The 19,596-nt window shown below is 40.7% G+C and carries 13 protein-coding genes; 12 read left to right on the forward strand and 1 reads right to left on the reverse strand.

Annotated features, from left to right (window positions below; all coding sequences use genetic code 11):
* Positions 1–110: 110 nt before the first annotated feature.
* The 8 genes from AC1RJ8_RS10225 to AC1RJ8_RS10260 all read left to right on the forward strand — a co-directional run bounded on the left by AC1RJ8_RS10225 (position 111) and on the right by AC1RJ8_RS10260 (position 10,100).
* Positions 111–410, forward strand: coding sequence for a hypothetical protein (locus tag AC1RJ8_RS10225; RefSeq protein WP_492953717.1), 300 nt, complete (start codon positions 111–113; stop codon positions 408–410).
* 193 nt (positions 411–603) lie between these two features.
* Entirely contained in the window at positions 604–1,209 is a 606-nt protein-coding gene (locus tag AC1RJ8_RS10230; RefSeq protein WP_492953718.1) for a PH domain-containing protein, read from the forward strand.
* Entirely contained in the window at positions 1,209–1,598 is a 390-nt protein-coding gene (locus AC1RJ8_RS10235; protein ID WP_492953719.1) for a DUF6804 family protein, read from the forward strand. The genes AC1RJ8_RS10230 and AC1RJ8_RS10235 overlap by 1 nt, the downstream gene beginning before the upstream one ends.
* A 36-nt stretch (positions 1,599–1,634) precedes the next feature.
* Positions 1,635–2,963 (forward strand): hypothetical protein, encoded by a 1,329-nt coding sequence (locus AC1RJ8_RS10240; RefSeq protein ID WP_492953720.1) that lies wholly within the window; start codon positions 1,635–1,637, stop codon positions 2,961–2,963.
* Between the two features lie 10 nt (positions 2,964–2,973).
* Entirely contained in the window at positions 2,974–3,819 is an 846-nt protein-coding gene (locus AC1RJ8_RS10245; RefSeq protein ID WP_492953721.1) for a hypothetical protein, read from the forward strand.
* 280 nt (positions 3,820–4,099) lie between these two features.
* On the forward strand, positions 4,100–4,627 hold the full coding sequence (locus AC1RJ8_RS10250; RefSeq protein ID WP_492953722.1) for a thermonuclease family protein: 528 nt from the start codon (positions 4,100–4,102) through the stop codon (positions 4,625–4,627).
* A 737-nt stretch (positions 4,628–5,364) separates the two neighbouring features.
* A complete protein-coding gene (locus tag AC1RJ8_RS10255; RefSeq protein WP_492953723.1) occupies positions 5,365–8,334 on the forward strand; it encodes a SusC/RagA family TonB-linked outer membrane protein in 2,970 nt (989 codons plus the stop codon).
* Positions 8,335–8,336: 2 nt separating this feature from the next.
* The gene (locus AC1RJ8_RS10260; RefSeq protein ID WP_492953724.1) at positions 8,337–10,100 is read left to right on the forward strand and encodes a RagB/SusD family nutrient uptake outer membrane protein; all 1,764 of its coding nucleotides are present in this window, start codon (positions 8,337–8,339) and stop codon (positions 10,098–10,100) included.
* 239 nt (positions 10,101–10,339) lie between these two features.
* On the opposite strand, the gene AC1RJ8_RS10265 is transcribed toward AC1RJ8_RS10260, so the two are convergent.
* Positions 10,340–10,951 (reverse strand): GIN domain-containing protein, encoded by a 612-nt coding sequence (locus tag AC1RJ8_RS10265; RefSeq protein WP_492953725.1) that lies wholly within the window; start codon positions 10,949–10,951, stop codon positions 10,340–10,342.
* Between the two features lie 372 nt (positions 10,952–11,323).
* On the opposite strand from AC1RJ8_RS10265, the gene AC1RJ8_RS10270 reads away from it, so the two are divergent.
* The 4 genes from AC1RJ8_RS10270 to AC1RJ8_RS10285 all read left to right on the forward strand — a co-directional run bounded on the left by AC1RJ8_RS10270 (position 11,324) and on the right by AC1RJ8_RS10285 (position 19,596).
* A complete protein-coding gene (locus AC1RJ8_RS10270) occupies positions 11,324–12,181 on the forward strand; it encodes a COG1470 family protein (RefSeq protein WP_492953726.1) in 858 nt (285 codons plus the stop codon).
* 27 nt (positions 12,182–12,208) lie between these two features.
* Entirely contained in the window at positions 12,209–13,222 is a 1,014-nt protein-coding gene (locus tag AC1RJ8_RS10275) for an ABC transporter ATP-binding protein (protein WP_492953727.1), read from the forward strand.
* A complete protein-coding gene (locus tag AC1RJ8_RS10280; protein WP_492953728.1) occupies positions 13,167–14,195 on the forward strand; it encodes an ABC transporter permease in 1,029 nt (342 codons plus the stop codon). The genes AC1RJ8_RS10275 and AC1RJ8_RS10280 overlap by 56 nt, the downstream gene beginning before the upstream one ends.
* A 544-nt stretch (positions 14,196–14,739) precedes the next feature.
* Positions 14,740–19,596 carry a hypothetical protein gene (locus AC1RJ8_RS10285; RefSeq protein WP_492953729.1) on the forward strand — a complete coding sequence of 1,619 codons (4,857 nt, stop codon included), beginning with the start codon at positions 14,740–14,742 and terminating at the stop codon, positions 19,594–19,596.

Consider the following 19,596-nt stretch of genomic DNA (forward strand, 5'->3'; position numbering starts at 1 on the left):
TAAACAACCTCCTATCATTCCCTTACTGTTAGCCGTAAGGAATATATTTTTTGCCCAAATACCTTAGTGGCATGAAACATCTCGTTACACTACTATTATTAACATTCATAATGGATAACGCCAAGGCACAAAAACAGAAGGTGATTACCTATCAGTTAATGGAGCCGGGTTTTAACACCAAAGTAATTAAAGGAAGCATTAGTGAGGTATATACGACAAAACGTTATGGCAAAACTTTCTGGTGGGTCGTAATCGGTACCGATACCATTATCCATGTATGGCGCAGACACCTCGATACGGCAACCATGAAACCTGGCGTAAACCGCGCTTTCTATTCCATTAAACGCCTCGATAATAGCTGGTGGAAGAAAGAAAAATCGGAAGATTATGTGAAGCCGAAAACCAACTGACAAAGGAAGATCTGCCAATTTCCACAACATTAAATCAGATTTACAAATAGCTGTAAATGAATTGATTAATCTAAAATCACACCAATAAAATCATTGTTAAAATAGTTGTTGGCTTTACGGTTTCCCGTAAGAAAAGCAGTAAGTACCTTCATACTTTTGATATGAAAACTAAATACACACTAGACAAAAAATTATGATAAATGATTTAAAAAAGTTCTTAAATGAAGAGCAAGATCCAAAAGCCGTGGAAAAAATTTTAGAGCGGATTAATAGCCTGCTTACTTCTAACGAACAGGTAGAATATATTGCAGTACAAAAGAAACCTGCAATAAACTTCTCACCAGATTGTATTGCCTTAACGAATAGGCGAATAATATTTTGTAAACCAAAGAACTTTGGTTTGTCGATGGATTTTCAGGATTACAGTTGGAAAGATGTTGTGGATTGCCACATTAAAGAGGGCATATTAGGCGCAACATTTACAATGAAGACTGTAAGAAACTTCAATAACATGATGGATTATCTTCCAAAAAATCAGGCTAGGAAACTTTATCAATATGCTCAAGAGAAAGAGGAAGAAATGCGCGAATACAGAAGACAAAAGGAACTGGAAGATAAAAGAGCAGCGGCCGGTGGCGGTATTGTTGTAAATAATACTCCGGTTACACCAAATGAAAACATTGTCCAGCAAGAAGACCCTTTTGCCGTTTTGCAAAAATTAAAAGCCCTATTAGAAAATGGAATTCTGTCTGCGGAAGAATTTGAAAATAAGAAAAATGAAATTCTATCGCGTGTGTAATGAAAGTTATAAAGTATATACTCATTGCGTGTTCGATCTGCTGTTTCGCCGCCATATTAAAATTGCCTATAGCTTATTATACCTTTCTTAGAGCTGTTGTATCACTCGGGGCCCTACTGCTGATCTACATCTGGATAAAACAAAAACACATCCCGTGGGCAATCATTTTTATAATCGTACTTATCCTTTTTAACCCACTCTTCCCCATTTACCTACACCGAAAAAGTATCTGGATTCCGCTTGATGTAATCACCGGCTTACTCTTTTTACTTATCGCCTTTTATAACAAAAAACAACCCGTAAAAAAAGAAGAAAAAGCCATAGAAGTTTTACCTGTTCAAAAAACATACGCCAGAGACCGGATTGTTTCTGCGAAGCGAGAAATATAATCATGAATTAATAAATCAAACTCAAAACTTAACGTTATGATTGCCCAAATAGAAGAATTTTTTAACCCAAAAACAGCTGAAGCACCTCAAGATGAAAATGTGGAGATCAAAGAACCCGTTACAGAAGAAGCAGAGGAAGTAAGAAAAAGAACTTACCACGAAGCAGGTTTTAGAGATGGATCGCGAAACAGCGGCAGCCCTTTGGCACTTTCGATATGCCTGAACGCCATTTATGCCAAGTTCCAAAACGAAGAAAAAGAACTGGTAGAAAAACAGCAATTGGCTAAAGAGCCCTATATCAACGAGCAGAAAACAAAGGAAACGGAAATCAAAACCCTTGCCATCAGTGAAGAAAGCAAAAAACAGCAGATCACCCACGTTGAAACCAATATCAGAAAGGTAAAAGACAATATCGAAGAGTTAAAATTCGAAATTAATGAGTTGGCCAGGGACCCCGAAAAATACCACATCAGTGCTTCAAAAGGTGCCTCAACAAAATTCTGGATCGGTCTGATCATCCTGATACCTTTAAGCTTGTATTTATTTACCTTTTATATCTCAACCTCTTATTCCGCCTTTTTTAAGCCTTTTGACGCAACAAGCACGATTATCATGAATGTGCTCGATTCAAAGGCTTTTTCAAAGGCCTGGCAAGATGGATCGTTAGAAGGTGCTTTCGTAACTTTTATTCCCTTTGTGTTTTTAGGCCTAGGCTATTTAATCCATATGTTTGGAGAAGTTAAAAGCATGGTAAACTACATTAAAATCGGCCTTCTTTTACTTACCACCTTCGTATTCGATGCTATTCTGGCCTATCAGATAGAAGAAAAGATTTATGAACTAACCAAAACCTTCGACACTCCTGCATTTAATCTCCCTATTGCCTTCGGTAAAATCCAGTTCTGGGGAATCATCTTTGCAGGTTTTGTGGTGTATCTAATCTGGGGCGTGGTATTTGATTTTATCATGAAAGAGCACCGTGAAAAAGACAAAATCAAACATGAGCAGCTCCGCAGAAAAAAGGACATCCAAATTCATCAGGATAGGATAACAGATATCGAAACGCAAAAAGAAAAGCTGATCGCAGAACTCAGCGATATAAAAAAACTTTCCCTTGAAGCGCAAGGGCGAATCGTTACCCTGCAAAGAATCATCGATGCCGTAATTATTCCTACAAAAGAATATGTGCTGTATGCCTCCGAGTACATGCAGGGCTGGATTACATTTGTAAACGAAAAACTCCGCATTTCACAGCACGAAAAATTTGACCTTCAAAATGAATGTAGGGCCTGTTATGATGAAAACCTTAAAAATGTAGGTGCCAGTGAAGATTCTCAAAATTCTGTTTATGTATCTACTTTATAAAGCCAGCACCATGAAATCGAAATTATTAACCTTATTACTAATCCCTTTAATTGTTGGCGTTTTTGTAAAAGAAAGTAAAGCCCAAGCGCAGAACCTGAACATCAGCTTTTTGCTCGACTTATCTGATCGGATAGCTCCAAAAAAGAACCCCGATTTCTATCAGAGAGATCTCGGATACATAAAATCAGTAGAAAGAGCTTTTGTCAATCATGTAAAAGGAAAAAAGATAATGCTTTTAAACGATCAGATGCAGGTTTTTTTTGATCCGATTCCTAAAATTCCAAATATCAATGAGCTAAGTCAACAATTGAAAATAAGTTTCAATCCAAAAACAGATAAAAAAGCTATTCTACGTATTGATAACATTTACACGCAAGTTTCTTCAAAAATCTATACACATACCATTAAAGACAATCATTATGTTGGTTCCGATATCTGGAAGTTCTTCAAAAATAATGTTCAGAATTATTGTATTAAAGATAAACAGCGAAATATATTGGTGATATTAACCGATGGTTACATGTATCATGAAGACAGTAAGTTTTTAGATAAAGGTAAAAGCTCTTACATCACCCCAGCATTTATCCAGTCAAAAAAGCTCATCTCTTCCGATTATAGGGCAATCATGAAAAAGAATAAGTTGGGTTTTATTTCTTTTCCTTATAATTTAAAAGACCTAGAAATTATTGTTTTAGGCATTAATCCATCAAAACAAAAACCATACGAAGAAGATGTGATTAAGCAATATTGGACTGATTGGTTTACTGCTATGAACGTGAAAAAATTCCACTTAATCACAACCGATCTGTCTGCCAATTTAGCACCTGTACTTCAAAAAATTATTTCAGGAAAATAAGATGATATATTCACTAATTTAAAACTAGCAATAATCTTCTATAAAACAGCTTGTTAATTAACCATTTTCAACAATACCATCCCTCAATCATGAAAACGCTCTCCTTACTCCTTTTTTTCTTTATTAACATTACTTGTAAAGAAAATACAAGCGTGTACATTTGCAACAGTCCTGGCGCTAAAAAATACCACTATACCTCCAGTTGCCGCGGTTTAAGCAATTGCACGTATAAAATTATAAAGGTGGATATAGAAAAAGCCAAAAAAGACGGAAAAACAATATGCGGTTGGGAAAAGTAAGTTTATTGGTTTTATTGTTAACGCTCCAGGCTTGTTTCATCCCGCCAGGCGAGAGCAAGCCGCTAATAAACTACAATCACCTTGTTTTTACTGCCAAAGTGATCCGCATTATGGATGGCGATACCATGGAGGTATTATACCAAAACCAGCCCATTAAAATCCGCTTGGCACATATCGATTGTCCCGAAAAAAGAGGCTCGCAACCTTTTGGCAATCAGGCTAAAAAAGCACTCTCCGATTTGTGTTTTGGGCAAATAGTGAGTGTGCGAGGCCAGAAATACGACCGCTATAAAAGATTAATTGCTGTAGTAATTAACCACAACAAACAGGTAGTGAACCAGGAAATGATTAAACAGGGCATGGCCTGGCATTATAAAAAATACTCTAGCGATTTACTTTATGCACAACTGGAAATAGCTGCCAGGAAAAATAAAGTAGGCTTGTGGCAAGAGAAAGATGCTGTAGCGCCCTGGGCATGGCGGGAAACAAAGCATAGCTTGTCGAAGTAGCAATTGGAATAATACTCATGATGTTTACTGGCAGTTTTTTTATCAAAAGTTATTAGATTTAACCCGAATTACTGCAGGATCATAGGTCTGAAACCAAGAGCATATTTTTGATGCTAAGCAATTACCTTGAGTCTTTAACATCAATTCGGTACGACTAAAAAACAGATGAAAATATTAACAATAATATTGCAGCTTTTCATATCAATTTCTATTACCAGCGCTCAGCACAATCTCAGGAAAGCGATGTAAAATCAACATACCTGGGCGAGCAAAAAGCTTTTACAGCAAAAATTGATTCTGCATCTGCTGGCTTTTACCAGTTGCTTAATGCTATAAAGCAACTGGTAATCATTTAATATTTTTCTTGATTAACTGTTCGATAGCATTTAATCCCCTCCGCATGCCTTACCTGTAATGCATCAGTACAAATGAGATCGATTTCTGAAGGTAACATGCTGCATTATATGATTCTAATTTAGAGCAGTTCCATCTCCTTTTACCTTAATCTGAAAGCTTTAAAGATTTGGTTATACGGCGTTTTCATTTTTGATTGGAGATTATAATTTAACAATTTAATAATCTAGCTGGTTGTTGCTGCTTATATCAAAAAGACATCTTTGTGCGATTTTTTAGTTCACAGAAATCCTAAACCAAACAATTTATTATTATCAATTATGCTCATGAAAGGAATGTATACGCTTAATTTTCGATTGTCGCCCCCTTTGTTCCTGAAAATCATGTTTTCAGCGATACTCATGGTGGTGTCGATGGCTGTATTTGCACAGCAACCGGGGAGGACAATCTCCGGAAAGATCACCGACGAAACTGATCTGCCACTGATCGGTGCTACGGTAAAGGAACAGGGTACTTCGAATGCCGTTTCTACCGGTAGCAAGGGCGAATTTAGAATCAGCGCCGTTAAAGGTAAAATACTTGAGGTATCTTTTATCGGTTACAAAACAAAAATAATAACTACTGATGCCGATGTACTGAACATTAAACTGGAACCAGATGCCTCTACCATGGAGGAGGTTTTGGTTGTAGGTTATGGTAAACAGACCAAAAAAGACGTTACGGGTGCTGTTACACAGCTTGATGAGAAAAACTTCAGGCAGGGGGTTGTTACTTCGGCCGATAATTTACTCCAGGGTAAAATTGCCGGTGTACGCGTGGTAGCCAGCAGTGGCGAACCCGGAGGAGGTGTTGATGTAACCATCCGTGGGGTGGGTTCCATTCGTAGCGGAAGCACACCGTTGTTCGTTGTGGATGGGGTACCCCTAACCAACGATGATGTGAGCCCTACGGGTTCGAATGTTGGTTTTGGCTCGTCAAAAGCAAAAAATCCGTTAAACTTTTTAAACACCAGTGATATCGAATCCATTTCGGTATTGAAAGATGCTTCTGCGGCAGCCATTTATGGTGCGCGCGGATCAAATGGTGTGGTAATCGTAACCACTAAGAAGGGTAAAACGGGAGCGGGAAGCTTCACTTACGATTCGTATCTAGGCCTTTCGAATGTTGCCCATAAGCTCGATCTTTTAACTGCCGATGAATACCGCACGGCAATCAAGGACAAATCTTTTGATCATGGCGGCAATACCGACTGGCAGGATGTAATCTACCGACAGGCGAAAACATTGAACAATTCAGTATCCTTCTCAAAGGCCACCGCTACCGGCAACTATTATGTTTCTGCAGCACAGATGGATCAGGAAGGCATTGTGAAAAACAGTGAATTCAGACGCACCTCAGCAAGGATCAACGCTTCTGAATCCTTTCTGGATGATAAAAGACTGAAAATTGGCATTAACCTAACAGGAAGTGAAACCCGCGATGATGGTGTGCCAACCAGTGATGACGGTGGTTCGAACGGACAGTTGATCATTCAGGCCTTAATGTCGAACCCAACACGTTCGGTATTCGATCAGAATGGAAACTTCACCAATTTCAAGGCAAACGCGCACTATAACCCGGCCTACCTTTTGGATATCTACCGCGACCGTACACGTACCTTGAGGGTGCTGGGTAACCTGGATTTATCTTTCAGAATTGTAAAAGGACTTGAATACAAGTTTAACTTGGGGTTAGACCGCTCTGTAGGCGAAAGGAATACCACTATTTTCCCGAACACAACAGATTTAAATCCAACAGGCAAGTATATCCAGGCAAACTTAGATTCGAAAAGTACACTGATGGAACATTACCTCAACTACAGTCTGCTTACCGGAAAACATAAACTGGAGGCTATCGGTGGTTTCTCTTATCAGAAATTCGAAAGGGGCAGCAGTAGCTTTAACCTTGATGGAATAGCGGCAAAGAGCAGTGGGATTTTACCGGAAAACAATCCGGGCTACGCCGGAAAACAAACAGGCGTATTTGGTTTTGCACAGGTTAATGAGCTTCAATCTTTCTTTTCGAGGGTAAATTATGCTTTCGATAACAAATACCTCCTCACGGCATCGGTACGTGCCGATGGTTCTACGCGTTTTGGTGCGAACAACAAATATGGTTATTTCCCTTCGTTTGCATTGGGCTGGAACATGGCACAAGAAGATTTTTTCAAAAAGATCCCAGTTCTGAGCGAGCTTAAGTTAAGGGCAAGCTGGGGCCAAACGGGTAACCAGGAAGTACAGAACAAGCTTACACAGGCCAGTTATGCACTTTCTGCAGGCGATGGTTATTATTTATATAACGACCTGGCCCTGGTTAACGGTATTTCGGTAACCAGAACACCTAATCCCGATTTGAAATGGGAGGTGGTTACCCAATACAACATAGGACTCGATTTCGAACTCTTTAAGGGCAAGTTTTATGGAACGTTAGATTATTTTAACAAAACCACAACCGATGCGATCCTGAACATTCCTTCGCAGGTATTAAGTCCAACCAGTACAGTATGGGTAAATATCGATGGCAAGATTGTAAATAAAGGATTTGAAATGATGTTGGGCTCGAGAGTGATCAATACCGGAAAATTCAACTGGTCGGTTGATGTGAACGGCGCAACCTTAAACAATAAAATTAAAGACCTTCCGGTTTCTGAAATCCTGTCTGGTACCATTTCAGGTCCGGGACTTTCCGGTGTAACCGCCAATATCTACAGAAGCGGTTATGCAGCAGGTTCGTTTTACCTGCTGGAACATATGGGCTTTGACAGTAAAGGCGCAAATATTTTTAGAGATGTAAACAGTGATGGCGTGATCGACAATAAAGACCGTGTAATTTTCCAGGGAGCCATTCCAACTTTTACCTATGGTTTAAATAGCCAGATGACTTATCAGAACTTCGACTTCTCGTTTTCGTTCATCGGGCAAACAGGTGGTTATCTGGTAAACAATACGGGTTTAAACGCATTAAACATTAACAACCTTTCTTCAGACAGGAATGTGGCCAGACGGTATTTCGAATCAGGGGCTAATCCTGCCAACCCGCCACAGTTGTCTTCCCTATACCTGGAGAAATCTGATTTCATCAGGCTTAATTCTGTGCGTTTGGGTTATAACATCAAGCTTAAAAAACTAACCTGGCTGCAGGGACTTGGAGTATATGTTACCGGACAGAATTTATTTACCATAACAAATTACAGTGGTTACGATCCATTGATCAACAGCCCGAAAGCAACCGGAGGAAACCAGTCGCTGGGTATCGATTATACCAGTTATCCAACGGCAAGGACATTTATTTTTGGCGCCACCTTAAAACTATAACAATGAAAACATATCAATTATTTAAAATAAAAAATATCATATTCCTGGTTACAGCCCTGGTTTTGGCCAGCTGTACCAAACTGGATGAAAAGGTGTTGGATGAAGTACTGGGCGGTAACGCACAAAACCCGGCAGGGGCTTTAGCGGCAGCTTACGACCGTTTAGGTGATGGTACCTTTGTTGATCATGGTGCTGTATTCTCCCTACAGGAGTATACCACCGATGAAGCAATATTGGCTACACGCGGAAGCGATTGGGGCGATGGAGGTAAATGGCGTTCGATGCACGAATTTACCTGGGCATCAGACAATCCGATTGTAACCGATAACTGGAATATGCTTACCAACGGGATCACCAGATCATTAACAGCAATTAAACAGGTTACTGAAAGCAGCATCCCGCAGAGAACACTCTTTTTGGCAGAAGCCAAAGGTTTACTGGCCTTTTATACCTATACCACGCTCGATCTTTTCGGACAGGCACCATACAGAGATCCGATGGATGAAAAAGCGCCTTTAGAGATGAAACAGGCTGCAACTGAAATTGATAATCTCATCCTTCAGGTTGAAGCACTCATCCCTGATCTGGCTACCTTGGGTCAACAGTCTACACACAACGGAAGGTTTACCAAAGAGGCCGCTTATGGCCTTCTTGCCAATATGTACCTTAACCGTGCGGTATTTAAAAACCGTTATGCGGCTTCATTTAACTTTAACGAGAAATCGGTAAACACCAGTGAAACCGATATGGACAAGGTAATCAGTTATACTTCGCTGTTGATCAATTCGAGCAAGTTTAGCTTGTTGAGCAACTACTTCGATAATTTTGCGATCAAAAACTCCGGAGGTGCTGAACTGATTTTTGTAGTAACACAGAAAATTGACTATATCCATAATGGCTCCAATTCTTTCGCCTATGTTTGTGTAGAACGTAACCAAAAACCTTCACCATTAAACAGGGGCACTAATGCTGCATGTATCAGCCCTGAGTTTTATGCAAGCTGGGAGGGTAACCATGATGACCCCAGGTTTGAAAGGAAGTACCAGTATGCCGATGGTACCTGGTTTATGAATAACGGCCCGGGTAGCGTTCCGGCAACAGATCTTGTTCCCAATAGCAGTCCTGCCGTACCCTGGTTCCATTTTAACAGGGGAATTATGGTAGGCCAGCAATACGGGCCGAAATTAACCACCGGAGGGGGGTTCGAAATGACCTCAGACGGAAGAATCAAGGTATCTGAACTGGTAATGGAGAAAAGTACATCCACTAAAATGGACTTCACCCCGGCACTTAATTTTACAAACCCGGCACAGGCTGTTTTTGCCCAAAACGAAATCAACCGTGGTGCCCGCTGTTTCAAATACGAATTCGACCCCGAGGAAGGTAACGGAACCAGCAATGTGGATATCCCTTTAATCCGTTTGGGCGCAATATATACCATGCGTGCCGAAGCTTATTTCCGCAAGGGGCTAACTACAGAGGCACTGGCCGATATTAACAAACTGCGTACTTCGAGAACCAGGGAATCGCTTTACGGGAATGCACCTGGTGTTGCCATCCCATCGCTTAATGAGGCTACCCTTTATAAAGAAATCGCCTTTGAAACCTATTGGGAACTGTTAAGACGCCCGCAAATGATCCGTTTTGGTAAATTTGAGCAACCTTTTAGTGCAAAACCGATTACGCAGCCGTTTAGAAGAATCTTTCCAATTCCACAGACTACACTTGATGTAACAAAATCGATTAAACAAAACCAGGGATATTAAATTTAGCATGAAAAGTATTTTGCCCCCATTTAAGACCTATAGGATTGAGCGGTGGTGATTGTTGGCGGGAGGCTGGCTATTAATCAATAAAAAAATGCTGTAGCGCCAAACCTGAAAAAATGCCCTTAAACTTAAGGGCATTTTTTGTAATCCTCCACAGCCAGTTATTACTTTTAGTGTGTTTTGGCTGTGGATTTATGAGGAATATGCTCCCCTTTTACTACTATTAATCTAAGTTGTTATTTCGCTAAATTCATTGCATTTTGTTCTGCTTCCATGATGGCCTGAGAAGCATACGATAAAGATTTAAGACTGGCAAAATCAGCCAGTTTTACATTTTTCATGTTGCTTGCAATCATTGTACTTTCACCGGCAGTACCGTTTAATTTCAATACCGCATCTTCCTTAACGATGGTATATAAACTGCCTGCTGTAGTTTTAATTTTTGCTGTAGCGCTCTGGTTCAGAAATAACTGAAGGTATTTTGCATCAATATTATTGCTGGTTACCACAACCGACTGTCCATAAGCTTCAATTCTTTCCAAATCTTTTACGGTAATGTTTAACGTTACCTGGCTGGTTTCCTCTGAATTGATGAATAAGGTTTTTCCATCGGTTGATACAGAAGTTTTTGTAGCATCGTAATTGCTGGTACCTTCTACATTTTGTTTATCACCTTGTGTTAAGATCAGCTTCACGTTACCACTTACCCAGATCCTGCTGAATTTTGATAATGAAACAGTTTTGGTTTCTGCTTTAACTGGCTCAGCAGCAAAAGTTGCCATGGCTGATGAAGTAAATACTACTGCTGTTAATGCTACTGCGAATAAGGTTTTTGCTAAAGTTTTCATATCGTTTATATTTTAGGTTTTTGTTATTGTTTTGTTATTAAGACGCAGCTGCCCATCAAACGTTTCAGGCAAAAACCCGGTATTATACCAGTGTTGGTAACCGCTATACCAACGCCTGTAATTTCTAGACGAACGGTTGTTCATCATCAACGGTTTGAGCTAATCGTTTTCGGGAAAACCGTATAAACTCAAAGCGCAGCCTTTGTAACCCGCGTAATGCCGAAAATCGCTGGCCTGCCTTAACCCGCCAATTGTTAAAAAATGTTAAAGGAATTTGAAAATATTATTTTGTTGTTTTTTTTTGAACCTCCATCAGATAAACAAACAGGAAAGCATTTTTTAGAGCAATTATTTATTTTTTGATTTTAGATCATGTTATCAGCATTACCATTTAACCGTTTTCGCTTATCGGGAAGATTTGCGCTTTTTTTCATCATCTTTTTTGCGCCATCACTGGCCACTATTGCCCAACCCTTAAACGAAGCCAAGGCTGGCCCATCAGCCTTTACGGCAAAGCTGATCAATATTGAGGCGGCCACGAATGAAGTTTTTAGGTACAGTACCACCCTGCATAATGGAACCAAAAAGCAGGCTATTTACGAGCTGAAGGCAGCACTGCCGGAGGGGTGGGTAGTGAGTTACAAAGTAGAGGGCAGCCAGGTTACCTCGCTCAATATGGATGCGGGCAAAAGCCAGGAAATTGCAGTGGAGATTAATGCCAGTGCAAATGCATCACCTAAAAAATACAATATCCCTCTTAAAGCCGTTTCGGCCGATGATACCCTTTTACTTAAGCTCGAAGCAGTAGTAAAAGGCTCGTATGGCGTAACCATGAGTACACCGAGCGGAAGGCTTAGTGAAGAGGTGAGCTCGGGCGGGCATAAAGATATCCAGCTGGAGGTTAAAAACTCCGGCACACTGGCCCTGAACGAGCTGGAGCTGAGCAGCCAGCTGCCGAGCGGCTGGGAAGTGCGTTTCGAGCCAGCCAAGATCAGTAAACTTGAGGCCGGAAAAAGCGTAGCCGTTACCGCCTTTCTAAAAGTGCCCGATAAAACCATAGCCGGAGATTATGCGGCAACTTTTAGCCTTTCGGGTGCCAATGCGAACACGCAGCTGGCGTTCCGCATGTTTGTTAAAACGTCATTGCTTTCTGGCTGGATCGGTATCCTGGTGATTGTGCTCGCCATTGGCAGTGTATACTACCTTATACGCAGGTACGGCAGAAGATAATCCATTCTTTAACAGCACAAAAATAAGATGGAACCTATTATACAACTCAGGAACCTAAGCAAACGCTATGGTACCTTTAAGGCGGTTGACGAACTGAACCTGGACGTGTACCGGGGTGAGATTTTTGGATTGCTCGGGCCAAACGGCGCGGGCAAAACCACCTCCATATTAATGATGCTTGGGCTAACCGACCCTTATAGCGGTACTGCCCGTGTTTGCGGATATGATGCCACCAAAAACCCTATTGCAGTAAAGCAGAAGGTGGGCTATATGCCCGATAGTGTGGGCTTTTATAACCACATGACGGCCCTCGAAAATTTAATTTATTTAGGCAGGCTGAACAACCTGGACGAAAGTACATTAAAAGACCGGGCCAAAGCTGTACTTAATGTAGTGGGGCTTGCCGGCAGCATGGATAAAAAAGCCGGCATTTTTTCGCGTGGCATGAAACAGCGGCTGGGCCTGGCCGATGTATTGATCAAAAACCCCGAGGTAATTATTCTCGATGAGCCAACACTCGGCATAGACCCTGCAGGGGTAAAAGAATTTTTAAGCCTGATTAAAACCCTGAGCGAGCAGCAGGGGCTAACCGTTTTGCTCTCTTCGCACCACCTGCACCATGTACAACAGGTATGCGACCGTGTGGGCATATTTGTTGGCGGGAAACTGTTGGCCCAGGGCGATATTGCCTCGCTTTCTGCGAACCTTTTTGGCAAAGAAGGTGCGGTTACCACCATTAAAACAGCGCAGTTAATTGAGCAGCCATGGCCATTGGAAGCTGAAATGGGGCAATGGGAGGCGGTTACAGCTATCGGCATTTCTGGCGATACGCTGGAGTTTATCACCCAGCATGATATTACCCCTAGCATTGTTAAGCATTTAGTGGAAAAGGGTTACGGCATTTTACAGGTAAGCCGTAAGGAGTATGGCCTGGATGAGATCTATCAGAAATATTTTGAAAGTAGTTTTAATGAAAATCTAAATCATGGAAAATCAAGCGGTATCTTCAAGCGCGCTTTCTTCGGGCAGAACAAAAAATAAGAAATATACAGGCTCATTTCAGCCAAACAGCGCCTTTGGCGTAATCATCCGAAAAGAGATTGCCGATCACATCAGGAGCTGGCGCTTTTTGGTACTGCTTGGTTTGGTGCTTTTAACCTTTGTGGCTTCTTTATATGTGTCGGTAAGCAATATCAGAACGGCCTTTACCAATACAAACGATCCAGACCATGCCTTTATGTACCTAAAGCTGCTTACATCAACAGATAATGCCATGCCGCCTTTCCATGTGCTGCTCAGTTTTCTTGCACCGCTGCTTGGCATTAGCATGGGCTTTGATGCCATTAATTCGGAGCAGAACAACGGCACTTTAACCCGGCTTTTGGCACAGCCGATTTACAGGGATAACCTGTTGCTGGCTAAATTTAGCAGTGCGATAATGATAGTAGGCATGCTTTTTCTTTCGCTCACCCTACTGATGATCGGCGGCGGGCTGGTGTTAACAGGCGTTAGGTTGGAAGCACAGGAACTGATCAGAATATTGGGTTTTGTTTTTGTAACCCTTCTTTACGTGGCTTTCTATTTAAGTTTATCGATCCTGCTTTCTATTGTTTTTAGGCAGCCGGCAACTGCTGCACTGAGCGCCCTGGGGCTGTGGCTGTTCTTTACTGTTTTTTATCCGATTATCGTTAACCTGGTTATAAGGGCCTTTTTACCCGACCCGGCCTACCTTACGCAGGCGCAGGTAATGGGCTACAATGAATTTATCTTGGATATTATGCGGATTGCACCCAACCAGCTTTATACCGATGCAGCCACCACATTATTGATGCCATCGATACGGAGCCTGGGGCCCATGAGTATGGAGCAAATGGCAGGTGCCATTCCCAGTCCGCTGCCGGTAAAAGAAAGCCTGATGATTGTATGGCCCCAGTTAAGCGGGATGATTGCCGCCAGTACAGGTTGTTTTGCCATTGCTTATTACCTTTTTATGCGCAGGGAAATTAGAAGTTAAAGCTACTTTACTGTGAATGACGTATGCTGTAAATAGGATTTTGCCCCCTGCATTAAGATGGCAGTGCAGTTGCCTCGCAAAGCGTTTCGACTACTTGTCCCGATTCATCGAGAAGCTCAACTTGACAAGTCAGAATGGAATCACAACAATGAGGTTAAATTTTTCTGCTTACGGGTACGAAAAACGCAAAAGGGATAAGTCTTTTTCAAAAATTGGAGCGCAGGCTAAGCGAATCAAAAAACGTTGATGCCAGTTATTTCATGCAGGTGCTCACCTTAATGGCAGAGCGTCTGCTGTTATCCTCAAAAAATTCATTCTTCTGTGATATGATAAGTTGGCAGGGCAAATAAATACCTAGTTTTAGGTATTTGCTTGCCCTGCTTTAATAATTAACTTGAAAGCAAATAAACAAATGACATGGACCGAGACAAAAAACATGCAACTGAAAGCAAAGAAGTACATGTTTACTTCCGGGCCATGAATTACTGCTAAGTACCAAACAACAAACTTTCATTAATGCGTATTTATATTAATACTCTCAGTTATGAAGCAAATTTCAAGGCGCACGTTTCTTGTACAAACAGGTACAGTGGCCGCACTTTATCCTATGGTGGGCATGCTCGAAGGCTGCGCACAAACTGAAAGAAATAGTAGGCTTCTTACCAGGGGTATCCACATCAACCAAGAGAACGGACTTAATTTAAGTATGTATCTCTTTAACCTTGAGTTTGATGGCAATCATTTAGTGCCAACAGCAGAAAATGCTTTTATTGTTATACAGATTCCGCCCCAAAGTCTCCACGAAAAGTATTTTAGCCAGCCAACTCCAAATACTGCACCCAATAAGCAACAAGAAGCTAAATTATCCGGACACTCATTTTTAGCTTTTGAGCTTTGGCCAGATTGGAAAGGAAAACCGAAGAAAAGAAAAATCAAGTACCGTACTGCTGAGCTAATGGATTGGGAAAATCAGCGTACTTTTAAACTTTTAAGCACATTTGATCAAAGTGGTAATTTTCAGTCATTTGCTTCACCAGCTGCTGTAGATCAAGCTTTCATTAAACCTAGTCTTGAAAAGACGCTCATTCAAATAGATCATTACAAGGGCATAATTACCAAATTATTAGGTGATGATACCAGACATTTGAGTTTTTTTGAACTTCCTGCAGGTTTATTGCTTGCTCCGCACAAGAACAATAAAGATATCGCCATCACGATAACGCAAAATGATTATCAGCTATCCGATCAGACTTTTTTGGTTTATCCCAAGAATCAATCTCCAATCAAACGCCGGGTTTTGGAGAGGGGAAATCTAGAAATGCGGTTTATTCAAAAAATTGATGGTATCACCCCAATTACAGTACCTCCAGCACTCAGAGCGATTGGTCTTTTTAGTGATGCGAAATTTAAAATTCCCAATCCAGATGATCCCTGTGCTTGCGTAACCGCAGGAATACCAGACGATAAATATTTGCCATCGCTACTGGATGAGGTTGAGTTGTTGTTTTTAAATCAACAGCGCAACGCAGAAGAGCGCTTCGATATCAAAGCAAAAGGTCCGTTCCTACTAGGTGCTTCGGGTGCAACCTTAAAATTTTCTTATAAAAATCATAACCTTGATGGAATTGATCCAAGTATTTCATTAGCAGAATACGAGCATCATTTTCAAGAAGGTAGAGATAATTTTATAAAAGTGTCAAGGATAGGGGTTATTGCACCCACCGCTCAAAAAGCATTACATGTTAAAATTGCCGAACGAAAGGAAATTGGAGGGGTTTGTTTCATTGATTACAAGGAATTTGTTGAAATTATTGAAACCGATAAGTCATTTCCTTCGCCCTCAAATAAACCACGAGCAAATTTCAAGTATACTGCCCCAAAAGAGATTCCTGGAATGCCAAAGCTTGAACATTATGATAACCAGGTCTATTTCAGTAGGATTACAACCAGGTTTAAGCGAACTCCTCCGATCAAAGTGGTACAGGATTGCACCAACAATTTTTGGGTGTACACTGAACGTTCTTCCGGCACAAATGCTGATTTAATGCAGCTCGAATTTGACTATTACGATCAGAATGGGAAAAAAACCGACAAAGCGGTAAAACATCCGATTTTCTTTATGAGAAGAGATTTTTTCTGTAGTAAAGATCTGTCATCGCTATTGACATCAGATATGGTAAAATTTGATGATGGTGTAAAGTTGAGGATGAATTTGCAGGACCAGTTGATAGCCTTTACGCCAGATGATCCTACGCTAGATGCCCAAAATAGTGGGGTGGATAACAAGATCAACCAACTAAAAGCCGAGTACAGCGATTACTATTTTACCGTAGCCAACCCAATACCAGGCGTAAAAAATGTGTTTGACCGGGCCGATTTTGTGATTTATCCACAAATATCACGCGCGAAGGTTTACATAGACCATTACCAACAGTATAGTCAAACCCCATTGCCATCGCTGGTTAAATTTAATAAAGCATACCTTTCTAATTTTTTTGAGGTTAATGGAAACCCAGCAAAAGTTATTTTAGAACAATGTCCAGATTTCATGGCTGGTAAGATCAAAAATTTTGCGGGTGGTGCTGACACCGGTCTTGAAACTATTACTTCCTTAAATAGTGGTTACCAAGGAATTAAAGAAGTTTTTAATGAAGCTGGTGATCGTACAGGAGGAATGATCAATCCTGGGATCAAGAATAAATTGATTGCATTTGGGGAAGAGGGACTTACCTATCCAGAAGATATCAATGAACAGTGGAAGCCAAAAAACCCAATAGCTAAAGATGCTTCCGTTGACAAAGTTTTAAAAGCTATAGATATTTTTAGTACGGATGCAGAAATTGTTGGCGTCAGCCTCATCAGTATTTTAGGTGAAATTTCTGATGCCGGGGGGACACCTGCTTTTGCCGCTGATAAGCTTTTGGCGCAGATTGAAAATTTTGAAGCTTATATTAAACAACTTACCAATATTCCAATCATATTGGAAGCCATTGCAAAAGTTGAAGCGGTTAGCAAAGAAATTATCAGGCTAAAAAATATTTACGATACAAGTAAAACTAAGCTGGTTGAGCTAAACACAAGACTAAATGCAGCCAAAAATGATTTTTTAGCACTAATTCCTGATGTAAATAAAATTAAAACTGCGGGCAAACTAGCTTTTGAAAAAGAGCGGTTAAATGCATTCGACTATCTTAATGCAGAACTGGCTAAGGCCAAACAAACTGTTATAGATGAAGTTGTTCGGGAGATTTACAATCTCCGGCCTAATTTTGACGGTTTTAAAACATATATTACCACGCATGGGGTTGCCTTTGAAGGCAAATTAAAAGCGCTAATTGCTAAATTACCCGATTCGGAAGAGGAGCTTAAAGCCCGTTTAGCACTCATAGATTCGAAAGTTTTTACAGATATTGATACTGCGGTTGCACAGTTTAAAAAACCGCTTGCTGATATTAAAAGCGGCGGGGTTGATTTACTGATCGGTGTAAGTTTTGAAACCTATTTTTCAAAAACAGATCTATCTGAAGGTGTTTTGTTGCTACAGGAAAAATACAATAAGCTATTGGCCAGGTATACTGCAGGAGAAGTAGCGTTGAAAGCAGAGGTAAATGCACGGCGGGCCCAATTAACTAAACTTCAGGATTCAATTCGAAATTCATTGTATGAAAAGGTCAAAACCATCCTTCTTTGTTACAATGAGCTGATTAAGGGTATCACAGATGAGGCAGAAAAGGCTGCCGCGGAGCAATTTTTTAGCATACTCAGGTTGTTAAATAAAGCCTCTTTTTCTTACTACGTAGACAGGTATGAAGAGATGAAGCGCGACTTTGCCGATCTGGAAAATACCACGCTATCGGAATTAAAGAAAGTATTGAAACAAGCGGAGTATTTGGCGATCAAAAAGGCAAAGGAAAGAGAAGCCAAATTACAGCAGTACATAGGACTTATAGTTGATCCAAAAGCGGGGCTCCAAACCTTAAATGCAGCCTGGGACAGTGTTGGCAATATTGAGAAAAGTGTTACTGAAGAAATTGAAAAGGCGATAACAGACGAAATCAAAGCAATAAATTTATTTGGTGCCGCTCAAAAAGCACAGTTGATACAATCCCTTAAAACCGAATTTGATAGCGCAGTTTTAGCCCTAACCACCAATCTCAAAGCTTATGAGGCTTTATTGGTAAACAGGGCTAAAAACGTAGTTGAACAGATCGAAAAGGAAATGTATGCAAGGCTTGAAGGAATAACTGATATCAGTAGAATAAGAGCACTTAAAGCGGAGTTCGAGCGGATCAAAAAAATCTTAACTACACCTAAAACTGAAGAATTTAAATATCTGTGGGAGACTGGCAATTTTAAAACTGCCAACATGGGCATTCTTCAATTTAATCCGCAGTCTAACCCGCCAACTAAGCTCAAAGCTGATGTAAAAACAGTTGTACATATCAATCCATTAAATTTTCCCAATGTTATCGACAGGATTGAAACATATGCGGAGAATTCTTTAACGAACTTCAGTCTTACCTTTTTAAGTGCGTTGACTGTAGATTTTGCCCATCTCAAGTTTGTAACAGGCTCATCGGTCAAGACTAAAATGAATGTGAGCATAAGGGATGTGAAGTTTGATGGAGCATTATCTTTTGTACAAAAATTAGAAGAGCTGATGGGAGGGCTTGGAGATGGTTTTAGTATCATGATCCGCCCAACCAACGTAGCTATTGGCTACACCTCTCCAGTGTTTAGCATTTCTACACCTGGTTTTATGTTCTCCAATATTTCCATTAGTGTTATCCTGCAGATATTTTTCGATCGCAAACCAATGGAGCTAACTTTTATGTTGGCAAAACCTGAAGCTAAAGCAACAATCGCAGCGGGAATTTATGGAGGTGGATTTTATTGCGCACTAACCGCCCAGCCAAAAAATGGGTTAAAATCTATAGAAATGGCGATTGAGATGGGAGCCCTTGTTGGAATTCAAATGGGGCCAATTAAAGGAGAAGTTAGGTTTATGATTGGGCTGTTTTTTAGAAAGGATGATACAGGCGTAATTCTGGAAGGCTACTTTGTTGCCGAAGGGGTATTGAGTGTTTGGATTATCAGTGCTTCTGCTAAGCTATATATGTACGTAAGAAGCCACAATAGCTATGTAACAGGGGGCTGCAAGGTGACCTATTCTGCCAAACTTGGCTTTGTAAGAAAATCTTTTACAGGTTCCTATTCGAAAAAATTGGCTGGCGCTGAAAGTAAACGCAGTAGCAATGAACGCAGTGCATTGTCTAGCCTGGTTAAAACGCTGAGAGAAACTGAAAACGATCTTTTCGATTATAGTTTCCTGGAAGATGAGTATCAAGCTTTGACATCAAGTGAATGGGCAAAATTTAATCACACATTTTACAGACATTAA

It is taken from the genome of Pedobacter sp. GW822-FHT03F06, from assembly GCF_058801365.1.